Raw genomic sequence first — 20659 nt, 5'->3', positions numbered from 1 at the left:
ATACTACGTTTTCGGCATCTCCCATTGACCACCAGCGACCCCCCCCCCCACTTCTACAGCTGAAGAGCCGCGCTCGCGACGGGAGTCAGGCGTTCGGGCGCCCTCTGCTCCACCACTCATATTAGGTAGAAGAAGATGCCCGCCGGATTTCTCCAGCGAGCATCAGTCTTTTGATGATGTTGCGACAATTGCTACCAAAGCAAGACTGAGTTCTTGGGGATCTCTTAAGTTCTACTTAGGCAAATCCGATTCTGCCGGTTCGGCAACCAATGCAGTCGAAGCTGCCAAATCCCTGAGTAATCCCAATTCGACCATCTGAATATGTAGTCAATCATCGCAGGGTCACTTTCACCTGCACAGACTTCTCCGAGAATTGGTGGATTCCCGCTATTTTTGCGCTTGTTTGAGTGCGTTCTCAACCGCCCGGAGATAGGCTTTAGATGTAAGGGTTGCGCCGCTGATGACATCCACCTGCAATGACTGTTCTTTGATTACCCTGTCGTAGAGCACATCCTGCTGTGCATTTTTGTTACCCGGATCTGAAGAACTTAATAGTTTAATGTCAGAAATCTTGCCTGATGATACCGTGACCTGGACTTTGTTGGCTCTCCATTTGTACATCCCGCCCTCATATTCCCCAACATAGATGCCGTCATTCAGATTACCGAAGTCCATGGCACCAAAAGTGAGATTTCTTGCTTCGTTATGCTCCTTGGCTAAAAACGACCAGCCGATTCCTCCACCTATACCCAAAACAGCCATTACTATCAGAGCTACAATCCATCCTGGCATTTTGCTTCTCCTCTTCATCTCTACCTCACTATTACTCTACAATCTACTCACTGCCAATTCGAAATTGCTTCTCGCACAGTTTTCACAATTGTACCAGTCAGTTTCTCAATGTCTCCGTCACTTATTCGATAGGCTGACGTATCTTTACGAACAGGTTTCGGGTCAGGAGGCAATAGATCAGCGATATGCAGATCGATGAGTGCAATAGGTTCTCTCCCAACTCTTTTCTTCAGCTCACCTGCCAGTTTCGTATTCGCGCCATCGGCCCCACCACTTATTGAAATGAAGGCATATCTACGTAGATCTGTCTTGAGATACTTCAAGTATGCACGAAGCGGTGTCGCCACCTGTCCCAGCCAAACCGGTCCACAAAAGAGGATCAAATCATAGTTTTCTAGTCTGCTGGACATTGGTTGTACCTGCGGTGTTCTGTTAAAGATCGTGTCTAGGACAATTGAACCCATAGTCCGAGGTTTAGGTTCTGTAATTCTGATATGCTCCACTGCAAGTTCTTCAGCGATACTGTTGGCTAAAGCTTCGTTGTTACCGGTTAATGAGTACGAAATGACTGCCGTCTTCATGGTAAACCCTCCAGGCTAATTATCCAATACATCTATTCTTCTGCCTTCAGTCGTCTGAAAGCAGTCTCTGAGAGCTCGTGTAACGTGAACCAGCAAGTTCATATCAATAAGAATTGCTTCCGTTCCGGGGAAGGATTTGAGGAGTTCAATCCCCCTGTTCATCCCCACTGTGAACAATATGGTTGACAGCGCGTCAGCAGCCATAGAGCTGTCCGAAACCACGGTAACACTGACAAGCCCTGTTTCGCATGGATATCCGGTAGCTGGATCCAAGATATGGTGATACCTCCTTCCATGGCTATCAATGAAGTATCGCTGATAGTCACCAGATGTAACAACTGACTTGTTTACCACAGAGACCACTCCAATCAATTTGTCCTCTTGTCGCGGATGCTGGATGCCAACCCGCCACGGAGATCCGTCAGGCCTAGCCCCGACAGTAGCCACATTTCCTCCGAAATTTGTAAAAGCCGATGAAATACCGTATTTCTTGAAGACGTCTATGACTTTGTCCGCGGCATATCCTTTTCCTATTCCTCCTAGATCAATTGACTGTCCTGCCTTTTTGAGGCCAACCGATTTTGTATGATAGTCAAAAGCCACATCGGTATAGTCTACAAGAGGAATAGCCTTTTCTATCCTAGATCTGGGCGGAGGCTCTGATACACCTTCGTATATGTTCCATAAAGTAACTAGAGGCCCAATAGTTACATCAAAGGAGCCTTGACAGCATTTTGAAAATTCAACTGCCCCAGATAGTACCTCAAACGTTTCGCTGCTCACTTTTTCGTATCTAATACCTGCAGAACTGTTGATCCTGCCTATTTCACTTTCCGATCTAAATCGGCTCAGCATTCTTTCGAGCCTCACAGTTTCCCCTATTGCGGCCTGAAGTGCTTCTTCTGTCTGCCCTCCGAAGACTCTGTGGGTTATCACTGTACCCATTCCAAAGCTAGCGGACTGGGCAGTCATGTTTTCGGTCATCCGTATCCCTTCCTTCTTAAGTTGAGGGGAGTCGAACGCGACCCGCCTCAGCCCTGATTAATTAGCGTTTTGTGTTGTTGTCGTCTTGGGCATACGTAAGTATGCCGTCGTTCTCTGCCTAGCAAACTGAATGAATATCTATTTATCCATTGATATATTAGCAAAAGGAAAATGTGCTGTCAAGCGTCAATGGAAAATCTCTATATCCATTGATATATGTTGCAGAAGTATTACTTGCAGAATGTGTGATCAACTGGCATCTCTATTTGCCAGACTGCCCATTGCATCGATACTATGTCCTTGGCACATCTCTTGAATTTCACGGACTGCCCGCTAGTATCGGGTGATATCGTGCTTTGCCCTAGTCTTCCGTCATCACTTGGCGCCGCTCTTCTCGGCCGGCTCATGAACCCGCAAGCATCGGCCTGCACGCAGAAGCGAAGCCGTCGTTGGATAGACTTCCGGACGAGACAGTCTTCAAGCAGACAATCCCGGGCTACACCAGGCCGCAGCATGGAGGATTTCGCTCTGCATCCCCCTGCGCCAAGCACGGACACTTCGGTCTCATTCAGATAATCAGCTTCTGGATGAAAGGTAACTAATCCTCGCTGCCAGGTATTCAAGTACGCGGACTGATTCAAGCGTCACGGCGCTGGGGCTAGTCCTGCTTCATGGTGTTCGAGTCCTGTGCTTTCGAGCAGTCTGGATGCACCCGAGCGCCGTTTCGCAATGTCGCCACATCGGTTCAAGGCCCCGATCTCCACCACTCGACCCCTTTCACCTCTCTTTCTCGTTCTGGGACTGACTTCCAGCCGAGGCACCTTGCACTCATCTTCCGAGAATCTCCAGTGGATGACTATGTTAGTAACTCCCAGGTCGATGCGTCTCGCTTTTCTCTTAAGCCCGATATACTACACTTGAGGGTGATGTTGTCTCCCTGGCCTTGTTTGCGCAAGCCAGACAGGCATGGATCGGCAGATGGATATCGTCTCGGGGTGCGGAGTATGGGATGCATGGTACACTGGAAGATATTCGGTAACAACAGTCCTAGCCACAGAAGATGGAGAAACACCGATTGTCGTTTGCCAGACGATGGGGCAATTACTAGAACCACTAGAAATCATTGTCACCCATTCTATCTGTGGTTCGCATGAATCACAGGACGCTCTTTCGTTGCAGCAAGAAATCCGTCTCCCCCGCCGGAGGACAGAAGACTCCAAAGGAGAATGAGATGGCATGCAATCCACACTCTCCACAGGCACGTACAGCCAAACAGGGCTGAGGAGGCATTCCGTGCATAGACTACTTCTTGATCTTCCCGCGCGCTTCGAGACAGAGCGGCTCTGTCTGCGCTGCTATCAGGCTGGTGATGGTCCCTGGTTCTACACCATGAGCCAGAAGAATCATGCCCATCTCATGCAATACGAATCAGAGAATGCCGTGATGAACATCCAGAGCAAAGAAGATGCGGAAATCGTGGTCCGAAACCTAGCCGCCGCCTGGGTGGCCCGGAATTGCTTCTTTCTGGGCGTTTTCGACAAAAGGAGCGACGAGTTCGTCGCCCAAGTCTATATCGGTCCGATCACATGGGATCTGCCGGAGTTCGAAGTCGGCTACTTCGCGGATGTGGACCACGAAGGCCGAGGATATGTGACCGAAGCTGTCAAAGGGACGCTGCGGTTCATCTTTGAGAACCTGGAAGCTCACCGTGTCCGTTTGGAATGCGATGACACAAATATCCGGAGCTGCCGCGTGGCGGAACGGTGTGGAATGACAAGAGAAGGCCATTTCCGCGAAAACAAGAAGAATCCGAATGGAACCCTAAGTGGAACACTGTACTATTCGATGTTGAGAGGTGAATTTGAAGCGCTCAATAGGTAATCACTGCATTCCGACGTCAACCAGGTGGCTGATCCAGTCCGCTTCGGCTTGACCAGCTCAGAGGGGCGGACAGCAGCCGGAGAAACGTGCAGAACATACTTCGCGCCCCTGCGCTTGAGCCCGTAGATGTGGTTGAGCCAGCCTCCAGACGGTTCCATGAGGTCGTCCGGTGGCACGCCGTTGCGGCGTGCCACTCCGACCAATGTTGTCTGTCCGACGGTCTCTTCCTTGTGTGTCATAATTCGTCTCTGTCCACAATGCTCACCCTGTCGAAGTCGCGCTGTCCTCGGATGGGCTCGCGAATCCGTTCCACGGTCCGCCTCGTGCCGTGCACCCTGCTGAGGTCTCCGTCTCCCCGTGTGTGCTCCCGCAATTCCTGGAACCGCTGAAGTCGTCGGACCTCTTTCTGCAGTTTCATGTAGTTCCGATATCGGTCTTCGTCTAGTGAACCGTCCTCCACGGCTGCTGTGACGGCACATCCGGGCTCGGTGGAGTGCGTGCAGTCGCCGAACCTGCACTTGCCCGCCAGCAGTTCGATGTCCGTGAAGCTCTGCTCGACATCGCCTTCGCTCGCCCACAACTGGAGTTCACGCATGCCAGGCGTGTCGATGATCATCCCACCGTCAGGGTGAAGCAGGAGCGATCTGCTGGTCGTCGTATGCCGCCCCTTCCCTACAGCGTTACTGACTGCCTGCACCTTCTGGCGGTCCTCGCCCAGCAGGCGGTTGATGATGGTCGACTTCCCCACGCCGGAGGAACCAAGGAATGCAATCGTACGTCCGGGAGTAAGGTAGCTTCGCACAACGTCCACGCCCTCGTTCCGTGCGGCGCTTACTGCGTGCACGGCGGCACCGGGGGCGACCGCCTCGACAGATCTGATACAAGCCGCGACGTCGTCGCACAGGTCGGCCTTGTTGAGCACGACGACCGGCTGTGCACCGCTTGACCACGCTTCGGTCAGGTAGCGCTCGATGCGCCTCAGGTTGAAGTTGCCATCCAGCCCTGTCACGAGGAATACGACGTCGACGTTTGAGGCGACGACCTGCTCCTCGATGCCCGAGCCGGCGACCTTCCTTACAAATTGCGTCCTGCGACGCAGAAAAGCGTGGATCAGCGCCCGGTCTTCGTTCGGAAGCGGCTGGAGACCTACCCAGTCACCGACGGCAGGAAAGCCGACGCTCCCTGCTAGGACGTGCAGGAATCGTCCCGTGACTTCGGCCTGCCACTCTCCGTGCTCCCCATATGCGATGTACCCGTTCTTGTGCTGTTCAACGATGCGCGCCGGTACGAGCCCATCGCGTTCAAGACTCTCGAATTGTCGTGAGAAATAGTCATCCCACCCAAGCGCTGCCAAATGCATCTCTTCTACCTCCAATGATGGACATGGATCATGGGGTGCGTGGCAAACCACGCACGGATAGCGGAGAGGGCGCTCGAGGAGTTGTACTGACGACGACTGGACTCCGGCAGACCTGCCGGACGCAGGACAGACTCCGTTGACACTGATCAGGTCAGGAGTTCAGTCGGCAGCAATCCAGGAGTCGCCCCCTGCAGCAAGTACTTCTTCATAGGTAGTCATTGAGGTTCCTCCCTTCCGGCCATCGGCCAATGTCTGTTCCGTCGATGATTGTACGTGAGTGCGGGAACTTGTCAAGGAGAGTCGGTCCATTCCCCCCAGGGACGGGAACGCGCGAAGCGGATGCAATGGGCATCGCAGGACCGTCCCAACTGGTCGTTGATGAACTCGCTCCCTTTATCCGAGTGCAGTACCAGGGCCGGGAGGTTGCTGCGTATGCGGCTCAGTGCAATGACAACATGTTCCTGACTCTTGTTCCGCACGGCCCTGGTCTCGGTCCATCCTGTTGCGACGTCGGTGATGTCCAGGGCGCAGGCATACTCTCCTCCGGCTGCACAGCCTTCATGTGTCACCAGGTCCACAGCGACGAACCTTAGCCGTGTACACGGATGCCGGGGGGGCGATGCACGGGACCCTTGCCCTGCACCTCCCCTCGCCTTCGGGGTGCTGCGTCGGTACGAATGGTTAAGATGCGTCAGGACCACGAACCCGTCCAGGATCCTCGACTTCTCGTGCTTCGACCCATAGAGATATTACGCTCGCACCTCGTTCATGACGGCTTGTCGCCTATTATACGATGACTAGTTCCATCATGCGAATATTGGAGAGCTACGGCGGTCTTGAACCCACCACCTCCTACCTTGCCCGCTACTAGAGATTCTAACGATATTGCGCCAAAATGAGACAACACAAATAGGACAGCCCAACGAAAAAAGAGTTGGTGTCTTACATGAATAATGTATCAAGAACTCAATACAATACCTAGAACTCTATCGATGCTGTTTAGTACTCATCGCCCTTGTTTCAGATGTCTATTTGTTATGTAAGACACTGATGCAACAAATACTAACAACATAAACACCACTAGCCATTCCAGCCAGTAAGTTTTGCCATAGACGCCAGAAACAATGTCCACAATTGCCAATATGAAACAGAAAACGCTGAAAAGCCTGGGCACGTCCTTGTGATACAGCAATGCAAAACCCACGAAAAATGCGGCAGTACCAAAGCAGATGTAATTGGTTACTGACCAAAATGAGTGAGGAACAAGGTTGTCCTCAGAGAAGAACCCGGTCATGGCAAAAGCGAGAGAAGTTAACACTCCAAACAATTGGGCAATAGTCATGAATATTCTCGACTTATCTTTCTGACCTTTGTACCAGTCCTTTAGTCCTATGAAGAAGAACATGAGAACGAGACCGCCCAGAATTCCTGCCAGGCGGTAGTAAATTGCACCATGGGGATTCAACTGATTGCTCCCCAAATCGCTAAGCCAATTCCCACGTGGCCCAAAAAACGACGGATAAAGCAAGTAGGATATCTTTGCCAACCCCACATAGAGAACGAGGACCAAGGCTCCAGACACTGAGCTCATAGGGAGCTTTTTCAGATTCATTGATTTGTCCTTTCCTGATGAACAGTGCAGGCAATATAGGCAAGAGCCATGGCGAACAATCCAACCGAGTACTCAAGCATCAAATAGCCAAAGGGCGCAACTCGGGGTTGCATCAGGTGCAATTGGCCGCCGAAAACCTGGAGAATATTGAGAACAGCTGCGACGATAGCCAATGTTGCCCCAAGTTGCGGGCGTTTGAAAACCAGCAGGATAGTTGCTGTCTCGGTGACCAGAATACCAGGAAGAAGGGCCACCCGGAAGTGCGAGACGTCACCTTGTGGCCTGGTCTCGAAGCCAATCGGAGGCGGGGACTCAAGCACAGCAAGAATTGGAATAGCGATAACAGATCCAAGCACCCCCGTTCTTGCCCATCTAGGATTTAATATACGGCTATTTGCAGACATTGATTCCTCCAACTGTTTTATTCTTCTATCACATTTGTCCATCCGTGTCAACTCATGTAGGATGTACGTGAACAATCAGGCCGTAGACTCATCTAGAATATGCGCGTAGTTGCCGCGTTTCTTGACGACCAGGGATTATCTCCTTTTGGCGATTTCGTCCAGGTGCTCCTGACAGAGGAGAATCTCATGGTGCAGGCTCGTCAAGTCCAGCTTCGCACGCGTGGCCAAGAGGCGTCTCTTTGTCTCTTCGGACACGTCCATCCGTGCCAGCATCCTGACGCACGGTGTCTGTGCCGTGTCGTACACCTTGGTGACGTGGCTCCCGGTCCTGACCTTGTGGAGGAGCTTCTGGCTGGGAAGGAACCAGCTCACCTCTAGGTGCAGCGCCTGGTACAGTCGGGTCAGGAGAACAATCTCAGACTGCGGTGAGATGACATAATTGATGTCGATTGAACTTTCTTATGTAGGGTGAGTTGATGAAATAGGTGTCGGTTGAAAGACTTTAGGGGTGAGTTGACGGAATAGATGCCATTTTGAAGCTAAATTGCTGACTAAAAACACAAAGGCATAGAGATATAACACTCTCTATGCCTTGTTTCAATAAGATAGATCCTAATTACCAGACGCGAGAACTGTCTCCGTAGAATAGAGGGGCTGATGGAAACAGATTCGTAGAAGTTCATGAAATATCTCGTAGAACTCCACGAATATAGTTCCTTCTTGCTAAGAGATAGAAAAGAGATTGAACCAGAGCGTACCCAGCTAGAACAGAAACGCCCGTTGATATGAATACACCTTGGATATGTTGAGCATTTGCAACATCAATCAAGAGGTAAAGCAAGGCAATACTTATGATTCCGCCTATGAGAATCGGTGTATAAAAGCTTAATGCAAATTCTTGTGAAATGACACGAGATATTTCTCTATCTGCTATACCAAGTCTATAGACCTTTCTGAATTTCACTTTGGCTGCATCAAGTTCTGCGAATTGTTTAAAGTAGAGTATGCCACCTGAGGCAATGAAAAATAACACGCCAATGAATACAGTACTGAAAATGAATAACGCATAGCCCTTCCTAAAAACATCAGAGATTTCCTTCTTTGAAGAGACAGTTAGCCCTAATGACAATTCTTGTTCTTTAGGACTTAGCTGTTTATCGATATTCGCCTTAGCTAGTTCATCTCGAATTCCCTTGGTTATCCCCTGTGTATTCTTCCAATCAGTGAAATTGAACACATGATAGACTCCAACAAGGGCTTCGCTGACTTTACTCTTCATAAGGGCATAGTCATCATTGTTCAGGACAATTGCCTCTTCATAAGGCAAAACCACTGTTCCGGCAATCCATTCTAAACGAGCAGAATCCATAATGGTATACGAAAAGGAATGAGAACCATCTGTAAGTTCTACTTGTTTTTGTTGCAATCCATTGGAACTAAAAAGTTGTAATGGAGGCAAAATCATCAATGCATGGCCTTTTTCGATTTCGATTCTTCCATTCATTGCAGCCTCATAAATGTCCACAGATACGACAGGAATACTCATACCGGCTTTCATATTTCCATGAGTAAGTTGGATAAACTCGTAAGCCCCTTTGTTGAGCAGAGTGTCACTTGAGTCTCTTAATGTTTCATTGAGCTTATCCTCATCCAGTTTATTGATGTTCCCCAATTGTACATATTCGATATCGTTTTTTTGACTTGCACTTACTGACTCGTCGGACAAATGGTAGAATGCAAATGCCGTGGTACACATCACGATTACGATTGAAGTTAAGATGCTTAAGACGAAGATTATCCTCTTGTCTTGTCTGTAATGATGATTGATTTCGCTTGTGAAAAGCAGGTTACTATAATATAGTTTGCTATTCTTCCAAAATGACAACAGGATACCGGAAAAACCCGAAATCACTAAGTACACACCAGTGAAGAGAAGGATAATGTACGAAGCATACAGATAGCCGTTTACTGCTAGTCCTTTGCTTTGTTCAGTTATCATATGGAGCAGTATGAAGGATATCCCCAGACAAAGGATCCCAAACACTCCGGATAAGGGCGTGGTGCCAGTCTCTATTTCGTTTCTCTTTGACTCCGTTATCAGTCTGGATATGTCGAGGCCTGCAATATGGAATGCGCTTTGAACGATGACAAATAGGAAAATGGCAGCAAAGGAAGCGATCGTCACAACGAAGGGCCTTTCTGTAAGATTGAAGTCAAACTGCTGTATCCCAAGGATTTTGAACACAACCGTTTGAAATAGCCTTGAGAAGACTATTCCTGAGAGTATTCCTGTCAACGTTGAGGCAGCAAATATCAAGCTATTCTCTATGAGAATTGTCCTTATGAGGTCATTTCGGGTCATTCCTAAAATGGAAAATACTCCAAACTCTTTGCTTCGCGATTTCATAAAGGTTGTGTGAGCATAACTAATGAAGAAAATTGAAAAAGCCACAATTGCAACGAGAGTCATAAGGAAGATTTTTGAAAGTCCCTTGTAATCCTGTGATGTTGCAATAGTATCACTAAAAAGAAGGGTAGAATAGATAAAGAATAGCATGATCGAAAAGCTGCTTGACAAGAAATAGGAAACATAGTTGCGAATGTTAGCCCGAATATTCTTGAGAATTATCCTGCTAAGACTCACTCCGGTCACCTCCTATAACAGCAAGCGTATCAAGAATACGATTGAAGAACGCTCTTCGATCTCCATTGCTGACTATTTCCATATTGATACTGCCGTCCTTGATAAATACGATACGTTTACAGTAGCTTGCAGCAAATGGATCATGCGTGACAATCATGAGAGTCTTCTTTTGTACATTAGTCAGCTTTTCGAAACACTCCATAACTGCCTTTGAAGATTTCGAGTCAAGATTACCCGTAGGTTCATCTGCGAAGATTATGTCAGGATCATTGACAAGTGCTCTGCTGACTGCAGCTCGTTGTTGTTGCCCTCCCGAAACGTTATAGGGATATTTTTCTGCAATAGACTCAATATCAAAAAGAGACATTACCTCTTCTGTTTTCGCCCGTATCTCAACAAGGCCCTTTTTGCCTAAGATCATAGGGAGTACAATGTTCTCCCTTATTGTCAGGCTGTCCAATAGATTGAAATCTTGAAAGACAACTCCCATACTTTGTCTTCTAAACAGTGCAATTTCATTGGAACTCAATTCCAGGATGGATTTTCCGTTTATTTCTACAACCCCTGTATTGGGCTTTAAAATACCACTTAATATATTGAGGAGGGTCGTTTTACCACTTCCCGAAGGTCCCATTATTCCAACAAATTCTCCTTCCTCAATGGTTAAGTCAATACCGTTTAGAGCCTGCATCGAACTAGCGTTTTTTTGTCCACCGTATATTTTTGTAATGTTCTTCGCGACTAGCAGACTCATAAGACTACCTCCAACTGTTTTGAATTTCTTAATAATGTTATAGGGTAACTTGCGGTAGGTGTCAAGATAGTTGTCGCTTCTAGTCAAGGTTTCTCTTACAGGATTCAACCAGACTTCGGTATGTGGTGTCCAGTTCCGGGTATGTCGTGTCCATCGTAGGGGATTCATGGCCTTCGCAGCTTCGTAGAGGGCGTGTCGCTTCCCCAGGATGTCGGTTGCCTGTCCGGTATGGAACTGGCGAGGGGTGACGAATCGTTGTGCGCTGTGACGATGTACGAGGCGATACCAGCGAACGAAACGAGCGAGCCACTCCCGTGCGCCCAGACAGAGTGCTTGGTTCGCTCCAAGCACTCAGAACTCTCAGCTTCGTGTTCATTATCATCGTTCCACGGAATGGAGTCAACTCTCCGGCCCCCGGCACCTAATCCTCGCTCTTGCCGGGAATCCAGTGCTCACCACGCGTATAGTCCTTCCCGTGGAAGCAGGCAGCAACGCCCTTCACTACGTCCAAGACCAGCTTCAACATCAGCGACACAGATGGATCGCAGGACTGCCTGTTCGCCCCTATCTCCACCACACGACTACCACCACCCCTTTTTCTCGCTTTTGGACTCACTTCAGATCGAGTCCCCTCACACACGTCTTCCGAAAATCGCCAGTGCACAACTATGTTAGTAACTCCACGTTGGATACAACATCGGGATGTTCGTCCAGCCATGCGTAGGTGTCGCGATGTTAGAGTATCTACTTCTCTGGTTTCTTCTTCGGGTCGCCTCGTGTCGCGTGAGGCCGGTTTGTAGATTGCACCGCGGAATGATTGTAGCCTACGGCATCATGGATAAGGACCTTTAGCGATCTCTCATTGATCTTGTCGTCCTTGTAAATGTCAATGGTTCTCCATTGCTTGCCTGTGAGTCCGTTATTGAACAGCTTGTCAGGATCAGCAAGGCTCGCTCCCTGAGAGAAGGTTAGCTTTACTTTGTCCTTGAAGGCATTGGCAATACAGACTGTCCCATCGTGGGACCATGCTGGAGTTCCCATCCATTTCCACTCCTCTACTATATCGGGATCAGCTTCATGGATAATCCTCCTGATACTGGCAAGCGTAGCGCCGCGCCAATCAGTGAGATTGGCAACAAGATCGTCAATAAGTCCACTGGCGTTCATTGCTTTATTGCCTCCTCAATCACACAATATCATGTGCCGCATCAACATCGGAATGTCTTATGGCACGACATTGCCTGCCGCGCGGTAGATTTCGTACCACTCTTGCCTTGTTAATTCAAATGTGGACCCTTTGCAGATATCTTTCAGTCGAGCCGCGCTTGTTGTTCCGACAATGGGCTGTATTTTAGCGGGGTGGCGTAGAATCCAGGCAATAGCGATCGCAGTATTCGGCACCCCTTTGATCTTGGCGAGTTCATCGATCTTGAGATTGAGTTCCGGGAACTTCTCATTATCGAGAAACGCACCTGCGAACATACCATACTGGAATGGCGACCATGCCTGAATGGTAATGTCTTTCAAGCGGCAATAGTCGAGAATGCTGCTATCCCTGTCAACGGCACTGTCATTTTGCATGTTCACGTTCATGCCGTTGCTGATCATCGTCGCGTTGGTAATGCTCAGTTGCAGCTGATTGACGACGAGTTTCTGATTCAGGTACCTGTTGAGCAATTCAATCTGCATAGGTTTTTCATTGCTTACGCCAAAGTATCGGACTTTCCCATTGTTGTGCAGGATATCAAACGCCTCAGCCACTTCTTGTGGATCTGCTAATGCGTCGGGGCGGTGGAGCAGCAAGACATCAACGTAATCGGTATTCAACCGTTTTAGGCTGCCATCAACCGATTCCAGAATATGCTCTTTGGAAAAATCATAGTAAATGTTGCTTCCATCGTGCTGGCATATGCCACATTTTGTCTGGAGCAGTATTTTTTCACGGACAGCCGGACTCATGTGAATTGCCCGTGCGAACAACTCCTCAGACTTACCGCCGGCGTAAATATCTGCATGGTCGAAGAAATTGATGCCTTCGTCCAAAGCAGTCTGAACAAAAACTTCCGCTTCCTTGCCAGATAGGCCAGGTAGTCTCATGCATCCAAGTGAAATCTCGGATGCCTGAATCTCCCCATTTGCAATGCGAATTGTTTTCATGCGAAGCGCTCCTTTGAGATTCTTGACGTATAAGGAAGTCTATACCTTGAGCCCATCTTGTGTCAAGGAGACCGTATAGATTCTGTTGCCATAGCGAACAAGTGCCTTCCAGAGCGGCCAAGTGAAGGAAATGGTCCGGCTGGATACATCCCAGTCAAGGCCTCTTCCCGACCGCTCCTCTCTCAAGGGTTACTACAAAGGCATCCGATCCTTGACCTGTCAGACCCGACCCTCGAACGTGTGGCTGGGACGTGTTCCCTTGTTACGGTTTTCCACTGCAGGTTCGCCCTGTATCTATCGTGTATTTGTCACCTCGCCTGACCTTATCTCAGGCCCGTATGGATGATGGAATGGAGGCTCTAGAGAGTAGCTAGGACCCGGTCAATCCGCTTCAGTGCTCACTGCCCTTGGTTCACGTGCCTGTGTGTCAGGTAAGACACCGACGCAACGAAGATCATCAACATGAATACCGCGAGCCATTCCAGCCAGGGGGCCTTGCGATAGGTCGCAGAGGTGATGGCAACAGCTGCCGATAGGAAACAGAAGATGCTGAAGAGTTTTGGCACACTTGTATAGCAGAGCAGTGCAATGCCAACGAGGACGACAGCACCAAAACACATGTAACTACCTGCTATGGACCAGCGCAAGTGCGGAACGGGATTGTCCTTGGAGAACCACCCGGTCATGATAAGGGCGAAAGAACCCAGGACTCCGAACGATTGAGCTATGCTCATAAGTATTCTCGGCTTGCTTCTCTTGCCTCCATGCCAGTCTTTCAGTCCTACGAAGAAGAGCATGAGAGCGAGGCCGGCCAGGATTGGTGCCAGGCGATAGTACACTGCACCGTCGGGGTTCAGGCTCTTATCCCCGAGATCGCTGAGCCAATTGCCCGGTCCGAACGACGATGGGTAGGCCGAGTAAGATACCATGACCAGTCCCAGATAAAGGACGAGAACTAGGGCCCCAGACCATGAGCTCAGTGGAAGTCCTTTCAGGTTCATCCATGCACCCTTTCGTGATGCAGACATGTCCACCTTCGGTCACCACACGCTCTTGTCACATTTGACCATGTAGTCATCTTGCCAGTTAGTCTCCGCGCAGGACGGATTCCATTCCCCGCGATCGGTTCCACTCGATCAACAGGCGCACACCAGTAATGACAGACAGGATCCAGCCAACGGGATACGGCAGAAGAGTGAGTGTCCACCACATCGATCGCCCGGTCTCGCCGCCGAACCCCCCGAGAGCACTGATGATGAACATCCAGCCCACGCCGATCGCGGTGAGTCCAAAGCCCCAGTAGGCAAGTCGGCGGAAGCGGCTCCTAGCAAGATAAGCGCTGAGGGCAATCACTGCGGTGGCGGGAACGATGAGGAGCGAACCTTCCAGAGGATCGAGAGCTCCAATCAACAGGGCAACAACTCCGATGACGGTCAAGATGCGTGACCACAACATGCGCTTGTTCACGAAACCACCTCCCCGCTGACGAGCACGGGACTCCTTGGCCTACTGAATCGGGACCGGATCACAGAACCTTGAGATGTACGCACCAGGATGCCGCGTCAGCATGGCCACATTCGACCAATCGGTCACCGGACCACCGGCGAGAGAGCCACTTACTACTTACTACCAAGAGTAGTCGCGATCCGCAGAAATGCCAACAGGAACGGGACAGTCGCATCTGGGCTGCTTTCCCAGTCAAAGACCGTATGGACTGGTTCTGTCAGGGGCGGGTGTCATCTTCAGTACGCCTCACAGCTCATCGCTCGGAAGGGGTTCGGCACGTCACTCCACATAAGAGACGGACCCCTCCAAGGAGGACATCGACACCACCAACAAGATCACCCAAGCCATCGAATATGTAGGCGTCCCTGCGCCCGCTGTCAAGATTCCTGGGGTTTATGGAGCAGGGAATAGTCTTGACCCTTACAGCTTCTTAGACCTTATGCCATAAACCTTGGATGGAAAATCGCCTACAGCATATTCAATCTTCTTTTCTCCTCTTACAACCCTTTCGTCTGCGTATGCCTCGATCACTTCGCCAATAAAGAGATGTTTGTCGCCTGTCTCAAATTGCTGCACTACTTTGCATTCCATATGAGCTACACACTCCTCAATAATTGGGGCTCTTACTCTCCGTGCAGCTTTAGGTGTTAGACCTGTTTCCCTAAACTTATCTAGCTCGCGCCCTGAATGGTAACCGCAGTAAGAGATCGTTGCTTGCAGTTCCTTTGTGGGGACATTTACGATGAATTCCTTGGTGCGTTCTATTAACTCTGAGGAGTAAGCCTTCGTTCCAATAGCGCATGCTATAAGTGGGGGCTCCTTTGAAACAGGCATGCAAAAACTGGCTGCAATAATGTTTGACTTGTCGTCTATATCTCCACAGCTAATGAGAAAGTGTCTCATGGGCCACATAAACCGCAAGTATTCGACATCAGTTTTCATTCCCACCTCCCCATTAAGATATCTTTAGGAGCATTCTCAATTGCCAAATTCCTCTGATAAGCTGCTTCTCCTCTTTCACACATTCTACGACATATTTTGAAAGCGGAAACTGGATCGTTCTGAAGTTGAGAGGTGCCAAGAAGTATCATAGGCAACCCTCTAAGAGATTGCTGCACAACTCAGATCTCTTATGTTCCTTTCCTGGGAGGTCTCGCGCCCTCTATCAAGATTCCTGGAGTCTATGGAACAGCAAGAGAGAAGGACTCGTCTGACGCGATCTGCCAAGGGAGGGGTCGTGCCATACGGAGCCCTCTCGAGATTGCGAATTTGACCGTCCGTTCAGCTTGATTTGGCTATCCCTCACCGGATGCGCCTAACCAGAGCCTTGAGGGCTCGAGTTCCTGCGAGGACTTCACCTATCCTTCCTGCGCGGACAGTCAGCAACGCCGATGACTACCTCCAAGATCAGCTTCAACATCAGCGACACAGATGGATCGGGGGACTGCCTGTTCCCCCTATCTCCACCACGACCGCATCAATACTGCGTTTCCAGTACCACCCTTCGAACTCCCCGACTACCGCTCGCTCCGTCCATCTATGGTGACCAATCAAGACAGGAACGTCCGCGATGCCTGTGTCATCGTCCCGTCCATTACTCCCTGCGATATCCCCCAGCAGCAGACTCCTGCCACGACGCCGGCCCCCTAATCGTGAAGAGACTCCGTGGATGCTTCTTTGATCTCTCGTATTGACACTGCAGGCGAGTATAATTGCAGTAGACTGTGAGTGTGGAGCCTTTCTCAGGAGTCCAGTTTTTGGTGATCACGGGAGGCGATCATGATAAGAGCAGTGGCGATCAATGGCAGCCCCCAAATGCAGAAGGGGAATACCGCTTTGGTTCTCGCTTCGTTCATCCAAGGCATGACGGACGCTGGATCTGAAGTCGAGCTAGTCTATGCGAGCCGTTTGAAGGTCAAACCATGCAGCTGTGGGGTGATGTACTGCTGGAACGACGGCCACGGAGCATGCTGTGTCCAGGATGACATGCAATTGCTCTATCCAAAGCTGAAGGCCGCCGATGTCCTCATCCTGGCGACCCCGGTCTATGTTCCTTTGCCAGGTGACATGCAGAACGTGGTCAACAGGCTCATGCCTCTTATCGAACCAAAGTTGGAGAGACGCCAAGGGCGTACGCGAGCCAGGTTTCGTGAAGACGTCGGCATCCAGAAGATCGTGCTTGTCGCGACAAGTGGGTGGCGGGAGGTTGAAAACTGCGACACGGTCGTGCGCATCGTCAAGGAGCTAGCCGAAGATGCGAGCGTCGAGTTCGCGGGAGCAGTTCTCAGGCCTCACTCGGATGCGATGAAGGTCGACGACAAGGTCACGCAAGACGGGGAAGCTGTCTTGGATGCGGTGAGAAGAGCTGGAAACGAACTCGTCGGACAAGGCAGAATGAGCCACGAGGCCCTCGCGGCAATCAGTCGCCCCCTCATTCCAGAGGAAGGGCCATGAAGCAGTCGCAGTCAGGCAGTTCTACCGTGGCGTGCCCGATATTGGACAATTCGTGGGGCGATGTTGCACTGGAAAGTGTGGCGAAGGCCCGTCTGCTGAACAGTCAAGCAGTTTTCCACAGGCTACAGGTAAACGGCAGTTCCTGGAGACTCAGTCCGACCCCGATACCTCACGAACGATGCAGCGAAACCTAGTGGCCACTCGGAGACTGAACACCGAGCAAGGCGTCTGCAAGAGCGCCCACGACGGCGCTCCCGGGTTCGGCTGAGGGGTGTTCGGCGGCGTAGTTCAGCGCCCCTATCTCCACCACGTACTCTAAAGCAGCTCCGGGACTCACTCTGGAGCATGCCACTTCTGCGGCTTCTCCCCGACATTCGCCCCCACCTGACCACATTGTGCTTCAACAGGAGCTTCAATACCGGCTTCCCGAGATGCAAGAATCCTCGCACGAGACTCTGATGTGACATCTTGACCGTACGTCTGTTGCGCCTTCCATGACTCTAGTTGAAGAGTTTGCCGGTTTGACACGGGGGATGTCCTCGTCCTGGTTTCCTTCTTCGTGATACCCATGTCAGGCTTCTTGATGGTATAATGCTCCAAGATAGACCTGCGGGCAATGCGAAGAGAGTGCCAACCACGAAGGGAGGCGAGACACGATGGGAATACCTGGTCTCCTGCTAAGACTCCTCCTTCTAGGAGTGATCATTACTGGTGTTGTCGTGTTGATGAACCACAGGACGAAGAAACCGGAAGACATCGTTTCTGACAGGAAGGCTATCAGAATCTCCATGCTGTTCGGACTGGCAGGACTCGTTTTGTCGTCTCTACTGTTCGGACTTGGGATTTCCGATTATTCACCCTTTCCCGTAACCCAACTTGAACTATTTGCAGTCATTTCTGCCTACGACTTCCTCGTATGCCTGTTCATAGCAAGGGCCTATCCAAGAAGCATCTGGTTTGCCGGGTTCTTCGTCAACATGTTGGCGTGGGTCCTCCTTGTTCTGAATGCGGGAATGTTTGTCCGTCTATGGCATGTACTAGCTGCTTTTATCATCTTTGGGTACGCCGGATCTCTTGTTGGCTTGCTTCTGCCAAGCAAGGAGCGAAAACAGGCAGGCACCGACCAAAAAGAAGAGTAGGATAAGCACAACAGGGGCATAGTTGGTGGGGCGCGTGACGACGACGGTCGGATATGCATACCGGAAGACGCCATGACCCTCGGTGCCAGCGTACAGGGTGGAAGGACCAGCAGGGTCGATGACGAGGGCTCGGATCACCTGCTTGGCGAGACCTGCGTTCATCGCAGTCCACGTCGCGCCGCGGTCCGTCGAGCAGAAGACGCCACCACCGTACGTGCCGGCGTACAGGGTGGAGGGAGTGGCAGGGTTGATGGCAAGGACCCGGATCACCTGACTGGTAAGGCCCGTGTTCATCGCAGTCCACGTCGTACCGCTGTCCGTGGAGCGGAAGACGCCACCACCGCCAGCGGCAGCATACAGAATGGAAGGGGCGGAAGGGTCGATGACAAGGGCCAAGATCATCTGACCGGTAAGGCCCGTGTTCACCGCGGTCCAGTGGCTGCCGCTGTCCGTGAAGCGGAAAACGCCACCATCGTGGCTGCCGGCATACACGGTGGAGGGGGCAGAAGGGTCGATGGCAAGAGCCATGATCTCCTGACTGGTGAGACCGGTGTTCACGTCGGTCCACGTCACGCCGCCGTCCGTGGAGCGGAAGACGCCGCCATTTGTGCCAGCGTACAGGGTAGAAGGGGTGGCCAGGTCGATGGCAAGAGCGTAGACCCCCAGACTCGTAAAGCCCATGTTCATCGCGGTCCACGTCGAGCCAGCGTTTGTGGAGCGGAAAACCCCAGCGCCTGTGCCGGCGTAGAGGGTGGAAGGGGCAGCAGGGTCGATGACAAGCGCCGTGATCATCTGGCCGGCGAGCCCCGTGTTTACTGCGGTCCAGCGGCTGCCGCCGTCCGTGGAGCGGAAGAGATCGCCCCAGGTGCCCACATACAGGGTCGAAGGGACGGCAGGGTCGATGGCGAGAGACAGGACAGACTGACCGGCGATCCCCTTGCTCACCGCGGTCCAGTGGCTGCCGCTGTCCGTCGAGCGAAAGACACCACCACCGCCACCGCCCGTGCCGGCATACAAGGTGGAGGGGGTGGCAAGGTTGATGGCAAGGCAAAAGATCGCCCGATCGGCGAGACCCGTGTTCACGGCGGTCCAGTGGCTGCCGCTGTCCGTCGAGCGAAAGACGCCACTCTCCGTGCCAGCGTACAGGGTGGAAGGCGTAACGGGGTCAATGGCAAGAGACGAGACAAACATCATCTGGTCGGTCAGACCCGTGTTCACGGCGGTCCACGTGGTGCCGCGGTCCGTGGAGCAAAAGACGCCGCCGCCATCTGTCGCAGCGTACAGGGTGGAGGGGGTGGCAGGGTCGATGGCAAGGCAGGAGACCCCCAGATTGCCAAGACCAGTGTTCACCTTTGTCCAGACACCACCACCGTTCGTGGAGCGGAAGACACCATCATAGGCGCCCGCGTACACGGTAGCAGGGGCAATGGGGTCAACGGCGAAAGTGCGGACTGACAGATTCGCGGACCCCGTGTTCACTGTGGTCCAGTGGCTGCCACTGTCCATGGAGCGGAAGACACCATTCCAGGTGCTAGCATACACAGTCGACGGGGTGACGGGGTTGATGGCAAGGGCGATTACCCCCAGATTCGTGAGCCCGCTGTTCACGGCCGTCCATGTTGTGCCACTGTCCGTGGAGCGGAAGAGACCACTATTCGTGCCGGCGTACAGGGTGGAGGGGGTGACAGGGTCGATGACAAAGGACATGACAGGGTTGGGGACAAGAGACAGGACGGACAGATCAGTGATCCCTGGACTCGCTGCGCTCCATGTGGCACCGTTGTCCGTGGAGCGGAAGAGATCGCCCGAGGTGCCAGCGTAGAGGGTCGAAGGGGCAGCAGGGTTGACGGCAAGACATAATATCGCACCTCCGTACAGCGGGAGTTGTGTCCAGGTCTCTGTATCTGCTGCCCGTACAGAGGGGATACCTACGTGGACGCCGGGAACGATCACGATGAAACACAGAACAAGGATCAAGACGATACGGATGATTGGTCTCATCGTCACGGCCTCCTTTGGACGTCGGCGTTGATCGCGAGACACTGCTCTTGGTCAGTACACTATTAATAGTATGGTGAGCAAGGCAACAATTGTCAAGCCATTCGTTCCATTCAGAGGATGGCCCTGACAGCCGCATTGGTACCGGTTTCAGCACACAGGCCGTCTGCGGATGCGGTGCCTCGACAGTTGTGAGCGATGACGTCCAGGACGACAGGTGGTCTACGCGCTTCCTGCAGCGTCACTTGCCTCGACGACCGCACACCACAGCGGTCTCGGCCGACCGACGGTGGAGAGCACTCATGAGAGCATCCAGAAGTGGTCGTGACGACCAGTCAATCCCTCTCGGCTCCACCAACGTATGAGTACTACATTTGTGACCCATCCTCCGAT

At 51.6% G+C, this 20659-nt stretch carries 21 protein-coding genes; 5 read left to right on the top strand and 16 right to left on the bottom strand.

Annotation, left to right across the window (positions count from 1 at the left end):
• Positions 1–387: 387 nt before the first annotated feature.
• From SMC7_RS06005 to SMC7_RS05995, 3 genes are read right to left on the bottom strand one after another with little or no spacing between them, the layout of a single operon-like run.
• The gene (locus SMC7_RS06005; RefSeq protein ID WP_207798735.1) at positions 388–792 is read right to left on the bottom strand and encodes an FMN-binding protein; all 405 of its coding nucleotides are present in this window, start codon (positions 790–792) and stop codon (positions 388–390) included.
• 47 nt (positions 793–839) lie between these two features.
• Positions 840–1373: a flavodoxin family protein gene (locus tag SMC7_RS06000; RefSeq protein WP_119089449.1), complete on the bottom strand. Its 534-nt coding sequence runs from the start codon at positions 1371–1373 to the stop codon at positions 840–842.
• Between the two features lie 15 nt (positions 1374–1388).
• Positions 1389–2357, bottom strand: a complete 969-nt coding sequence (locus tag SMC7_RS05995; RefSeq protein ID WP_119089448.1) for an FAD:protein FMN transferase — start codon at positions 2355–2357, stop codon at positions 1389–1391.
• Between the two features lie 1293 nt (positions 2358–3650).
• Here SMC7_RS05995 and SMC7_RS05990 point away from each other — a divergent pair.
• Complete coding sequence (locus SMC7_RS05990) at positions 3651–4238, top strand: GNAT family N-acetyltransferase (RefSeq protein ID WP_165845190.1); 588 nt, start codon at positions 3651–3653, stop codon at positions 4236–4238.
• 235 nt (positions 4239–4473) lie between these two features.
• Here SMC7_RS05990 and rsgA read toward each other — a convergent pair whose 3' ends face one another.
• From rsgA to SMC7_RS05965, 4 genes are all read right to left on the bottom strand, one after another.
• Positions 4474–5598 (bottom strand): ribosome small subunit-dependent GTPase A, encoded by a 1125-nt coding sequence (gene rsgA, locus SMC7_RS05980; RefSeq protein WP_119089445.1) that lies wholly within the window; start codon positions 5596–5598, stop codon positions 4474–4476.
• A gap of 290 nt (positions 5599–5888) precedes the next feature.
• Positions 5889–6176, bottom strand: coding sequence for an integrase catalytic domain-containing protein (locus tag SMC7_RS05975; protein ID WP_119089444.1), 288 nt, complete (start codon positions 6174–6176; stop codon positions 5889–5891).
• A 428-nt stretch (positions 6177–6604) separates the two neighbouring features.
• Positions 6605–7210 (bottom strand): hypothetical protein, encoded by a 606-nt coding sequence (locus SMC7_RS05970; RefSeq protein WP_119089443.1) that lies wholly within the window; start codon positions 7208–7210, stop codon positions 6605–6607.
• Positions 7207–7614 carry a hypothetical protein gene (locus SMC7_RS05965; protein WP_119089442.1) on the bottom strand — a complete coding sequence of 136 codons (408 nt, stop codon included), beginning with the start codon at positions 7612–7614 and terminating at the stop codon, positions 7207–7209. Before SMC7_RS05965 ends, SMC7_RS05970 begins: the two co-directional genes overlap by 4 nt.
• 99 nt (positions 7615–7713) lie before the next feature.
• Between SMC7_RS05965 and SMC7_RS07280 the strand changes: the two genes are divergently transcribed.
• Positions 7714–7992: a hypothetical protein gene (locus SMC7_RS07280; protein WP_126850745.1), complete on the top strand. Its 279-nt coding sequence runs from the start codon at positions 7714–7716 to the stop codon at positions 7990–7992.
• A 301-nt stretch (positions 7993–8293) separates the two neighbouring features.
• Here SMC7_RS07280 and SMC7_RS05955 read toward each other — a convergent pair whose 3' ends face one another.
• The 8 genes from SMC7_RS05955 to SMC7_RS05925 form a co-directional block, all read right to left on the bottom strand.
• Positions 8294–10258, bottom strand: a complete 1965-nt coding sequence (locus SMC7_RS05955) for an FtsX-like permease family protein (RefSeq protein WP_119089440.1) — start codon at positions 10256–10258, stop codon at positions 8294–8296.
• Positions 10248–11012: an ABC transporter ATP-binding protein gene (locus SMC7_RS05950; protein WP_119089439.1), complete on the bottom strand. Its 765-nt coding sequence runs from the start codon at positions 11010–11012 to the stop codon at positions 10248–10250. The genes SMC7_RS05955 and SMC7_RS05950 overlap by 11 nt, the downstream gene beginning before the upstream one ends.
• Before the next feature lie 421 nt (positions 11013–11433).
• Positions 11434–11589: a hypothetical protein gene (locus tag SMC7_RS07390; RefSeq protein ID WP_165845189.1), complete on the bottom strand. Its 156-nt coding sequence runs from the start codon at positions 11587–11589 to the stop codon at positions 11434–11436.
• Positions 11590–11756: 167 nt separating this feature from the next.
• A complete protein-coding gene (locus SMC7_RS05945; protein ID WP_119089438.1) occupies positions 11757–12179 on the bottom strand; it encodes a DUF1801 domain-containing protein in 423 nt (140 codons plus the stop codon).
• Positions 12180–12236: 57 nt separating this feature from the next.
• A complete protein-coding gene (locus SMC7_RS05940; protein ID WP_119089437.1) occupies positions 12237–13169 on the bottom strand; it encodes an aldo/keto reductase in 933 nt (310 codons plus the stop codon).
• Between the two features lie 398 nt (positions 13170–13567).
• Complete coding sequence (locus tag SMC7_RS05935) at positions 13568–14170, bottom strand: hypothetical protein (protein WP_126850744.1); 603 nt, start codon at positions 14168–14170, stop codon at positions 13568–13570.
• An 85-nt stretch (positions 14171–14255) separates the two neighbouring features.
• Positions 14256–14636 (bottom strand): hypothetical protein, encoded by a 381-nt coding sequence (locus tag SMC7_RS05930; RefSeq protein ID WP_119089435.1) that lies wholly within the window; start codon positions 14634–14636, stop codon positions 14256–14258.
• 459 nt (positions 14637–15095) lie between these two features.
• Positions 15096–15617, bottom strand: coding sequence for a flavin reductase family protein (locus tag SMC7_RS05925; protein ID WP_119089434.1), 522 nt, complete (start codon positions 15615–15617; stop codon positions 15096–15098).
• Between the two features lie 489 nt (positions 15618–16106).
• Between SMC7_RS05925 and SMC7_RS07275 the strand changes: the two genes are divergently transcribed.
• The 3 genes from SMC7_RS07275 to SMC7_RS07270 all read left to right on the top strand — a co-directional run bounded on the left by SMC7_RS07275 (position 16107) and on the right by SMC7_RS07270 (position 18268).
• Positions 16107–16325: a hypothetical protein gene (locus tag SMC7_RS07275; protein ID WP_126850743.1), complete on the top strand. Its 219-nt coding sequence runs from the start codon at positions 16107–16109 to the stop codon at positions 16323–16325.
• A gap of 129 nt (positions 16326–16454) precedes the next feature.
• Positions 16455–17129 (top strand): flavodoxin family protein, encoded by a 675-nt coding sequence (locus SMC7_RS05920; RefSeq protein WP_207798734.1) that lies wholly within the window; start codon positions 16455–16457, stop codon positions 17127–17129.
• A gap of 656 nt (positions 17130–17785) precedes the next feature.
• On the top strand, positions 17786–18268 hold the full coding sequence (locus SMC7_RS07270; RefSeq protein ID WP_126850742.1) for a hypothetical protein: 483 nt from the start codon (positions 17786–17788) through the stop codon (positions 18266–18268).
• Here the strand turns inward: SMC7_RS07270 and SMC7_RS05910 are convergent.
• Entirely contained in the window at positions 18167–20269 is a 2103-nt protein-coding gene (locus SMC7_RS05910) for a WD40/YVTN/BNR-like repeat-containing protein (RefSeq protein ID WP_119089432.1), read from the bottom strand. The genes SMC7_RS07270 and SMC7_RS05910 overlap by 102 nt on opposite strands.
• Positions 20270–20659 lie beyond the last annotated feature (390 nt).

The sequence above is a fragment of the Candidatus Cryosericum terrychapinii genome (genome assembly GCF_003570925.1).
GTDB classification, from domain to species: Bacteria; Caldisericota; Caldisericia; order Cryosericales; family Cryosericaceae; genus Cryosericum; species Cryosericum terrychapinii.
This window is presented reverse-complemented; position numbering and strand designations above follow the sequence as displayed.

Bases quoted from the DNA above. Each gene is read 5' to 3' on its own strand.
- SMC7_RS06005 (WP_207798735.1), bottom strand. From the start codon at position 792: ATGCCAGGATGGATTGTAGCTCTGATAGTAATGGCTGTTTTGGGTATA.
- SMC7_RS06000 (WP_119089449.1), bottom strand. From the start codon at position 1,373: ATGAAGACGGCAGTCATTTCGTACTCATTAACCGGTAACAACGAAGCT.
- SMC7_RS05995 (WP_119089448.1), bottom strand. From the start codon at position 2,357: ATGACCGAAAACATGACTGCCCAGTCCGCTAGCTTTGGAATGGGTACA.
- rsgA (WP_119089445.1), bottom strand. From the start codon at position 5,598: ATGCATTTGGCAGCGCTTGGGTGGGATGACTATTTCTCACGACAATTC.
- SMC7_RS05970 (WP_119089443.1), bottom strand. From the start codon at position 7,210: ATGAATCTGAAAAAGCTCCCTATGAGCTCAGTGTCTGGAGCCTTGGTC.
- SMC7_RS05965 (WP_119089442.1), bottom strand. From the start codon at position 7,614: ATGTCTGCAAATAGCCGTATATTAAATCCTAGATGGGCAAGAACGGGG.
- SMC7_RS07280 (WP_126850745.1), top strand. From the start codon at position 7,714: ATGCGCGTAGTTGCCGCGTTTCTTGACGACCAGGGATTATCTCCTTTT.
- SMC7_RS05950 (WP_119089439.1), bottom strand. From the start codon at position 11,012: ATGAGTCTGCTAGTCGCGAAGAACATTACAAAAATATACGGTGGACAA.
- SMC7_RS05945 (WP_119089438.1), bottom strand. From the start codon at position 12,179: ATGAACGCCAGTGGACTTATTGACGATCTTGTTGCCAATCTCACTGAT.
- SMC7_RS05940 (WP_119089437.1), bottom strand. From the start codon at position 13,169: ATGAAAACAATTCGCATTGCAAATGGGGAGATTCAGGCATCCGAGATT.
- SMC7_RS05935 (WP_126850744.1), bottom strand. From the start codon at position 14,170: ATGAACCTGAAAGGACTTCCACTGAGCTCATGGTCTGGGGCCCTAGTT.
- SMC7_RS05925 (WP_119089434.1), bottom strand. From the start codon at position 15,617: ATGAAAACTGATGTCGAATACTTGCGGTTTATGTGGCCCATGAGACAC.
- SMC7_RS07275 (WP_126850743.1), top strand. From the start codon at position 16,107: ATGGATCGGGGGACTGCCTGTTCCCCCTATCTCCACCACGACCGCATC.
- SMC7_RS05920 (WP_207798734.1), top strand. From the start codon at position 16,455: ATGATAAGAGCAGTGGCGATCAATGGCAGCCCCCAAATGCAGAAGGGG.
- SMC7_RS07270 (WP_126850742.1), top strand. From the start codon at position 17,786: ATGGGAATACCTGGTCTCCTGCTAAGACTCCTCCTTCTAGGAGTGATC.
- SMC7_RS05910 (WP_119089432.1), bottom strand. From the start codon at position 20,269: ATGAGACCAATCATCCGTATCGTCTTGATCCTTGTTCTGTGTTTCATC.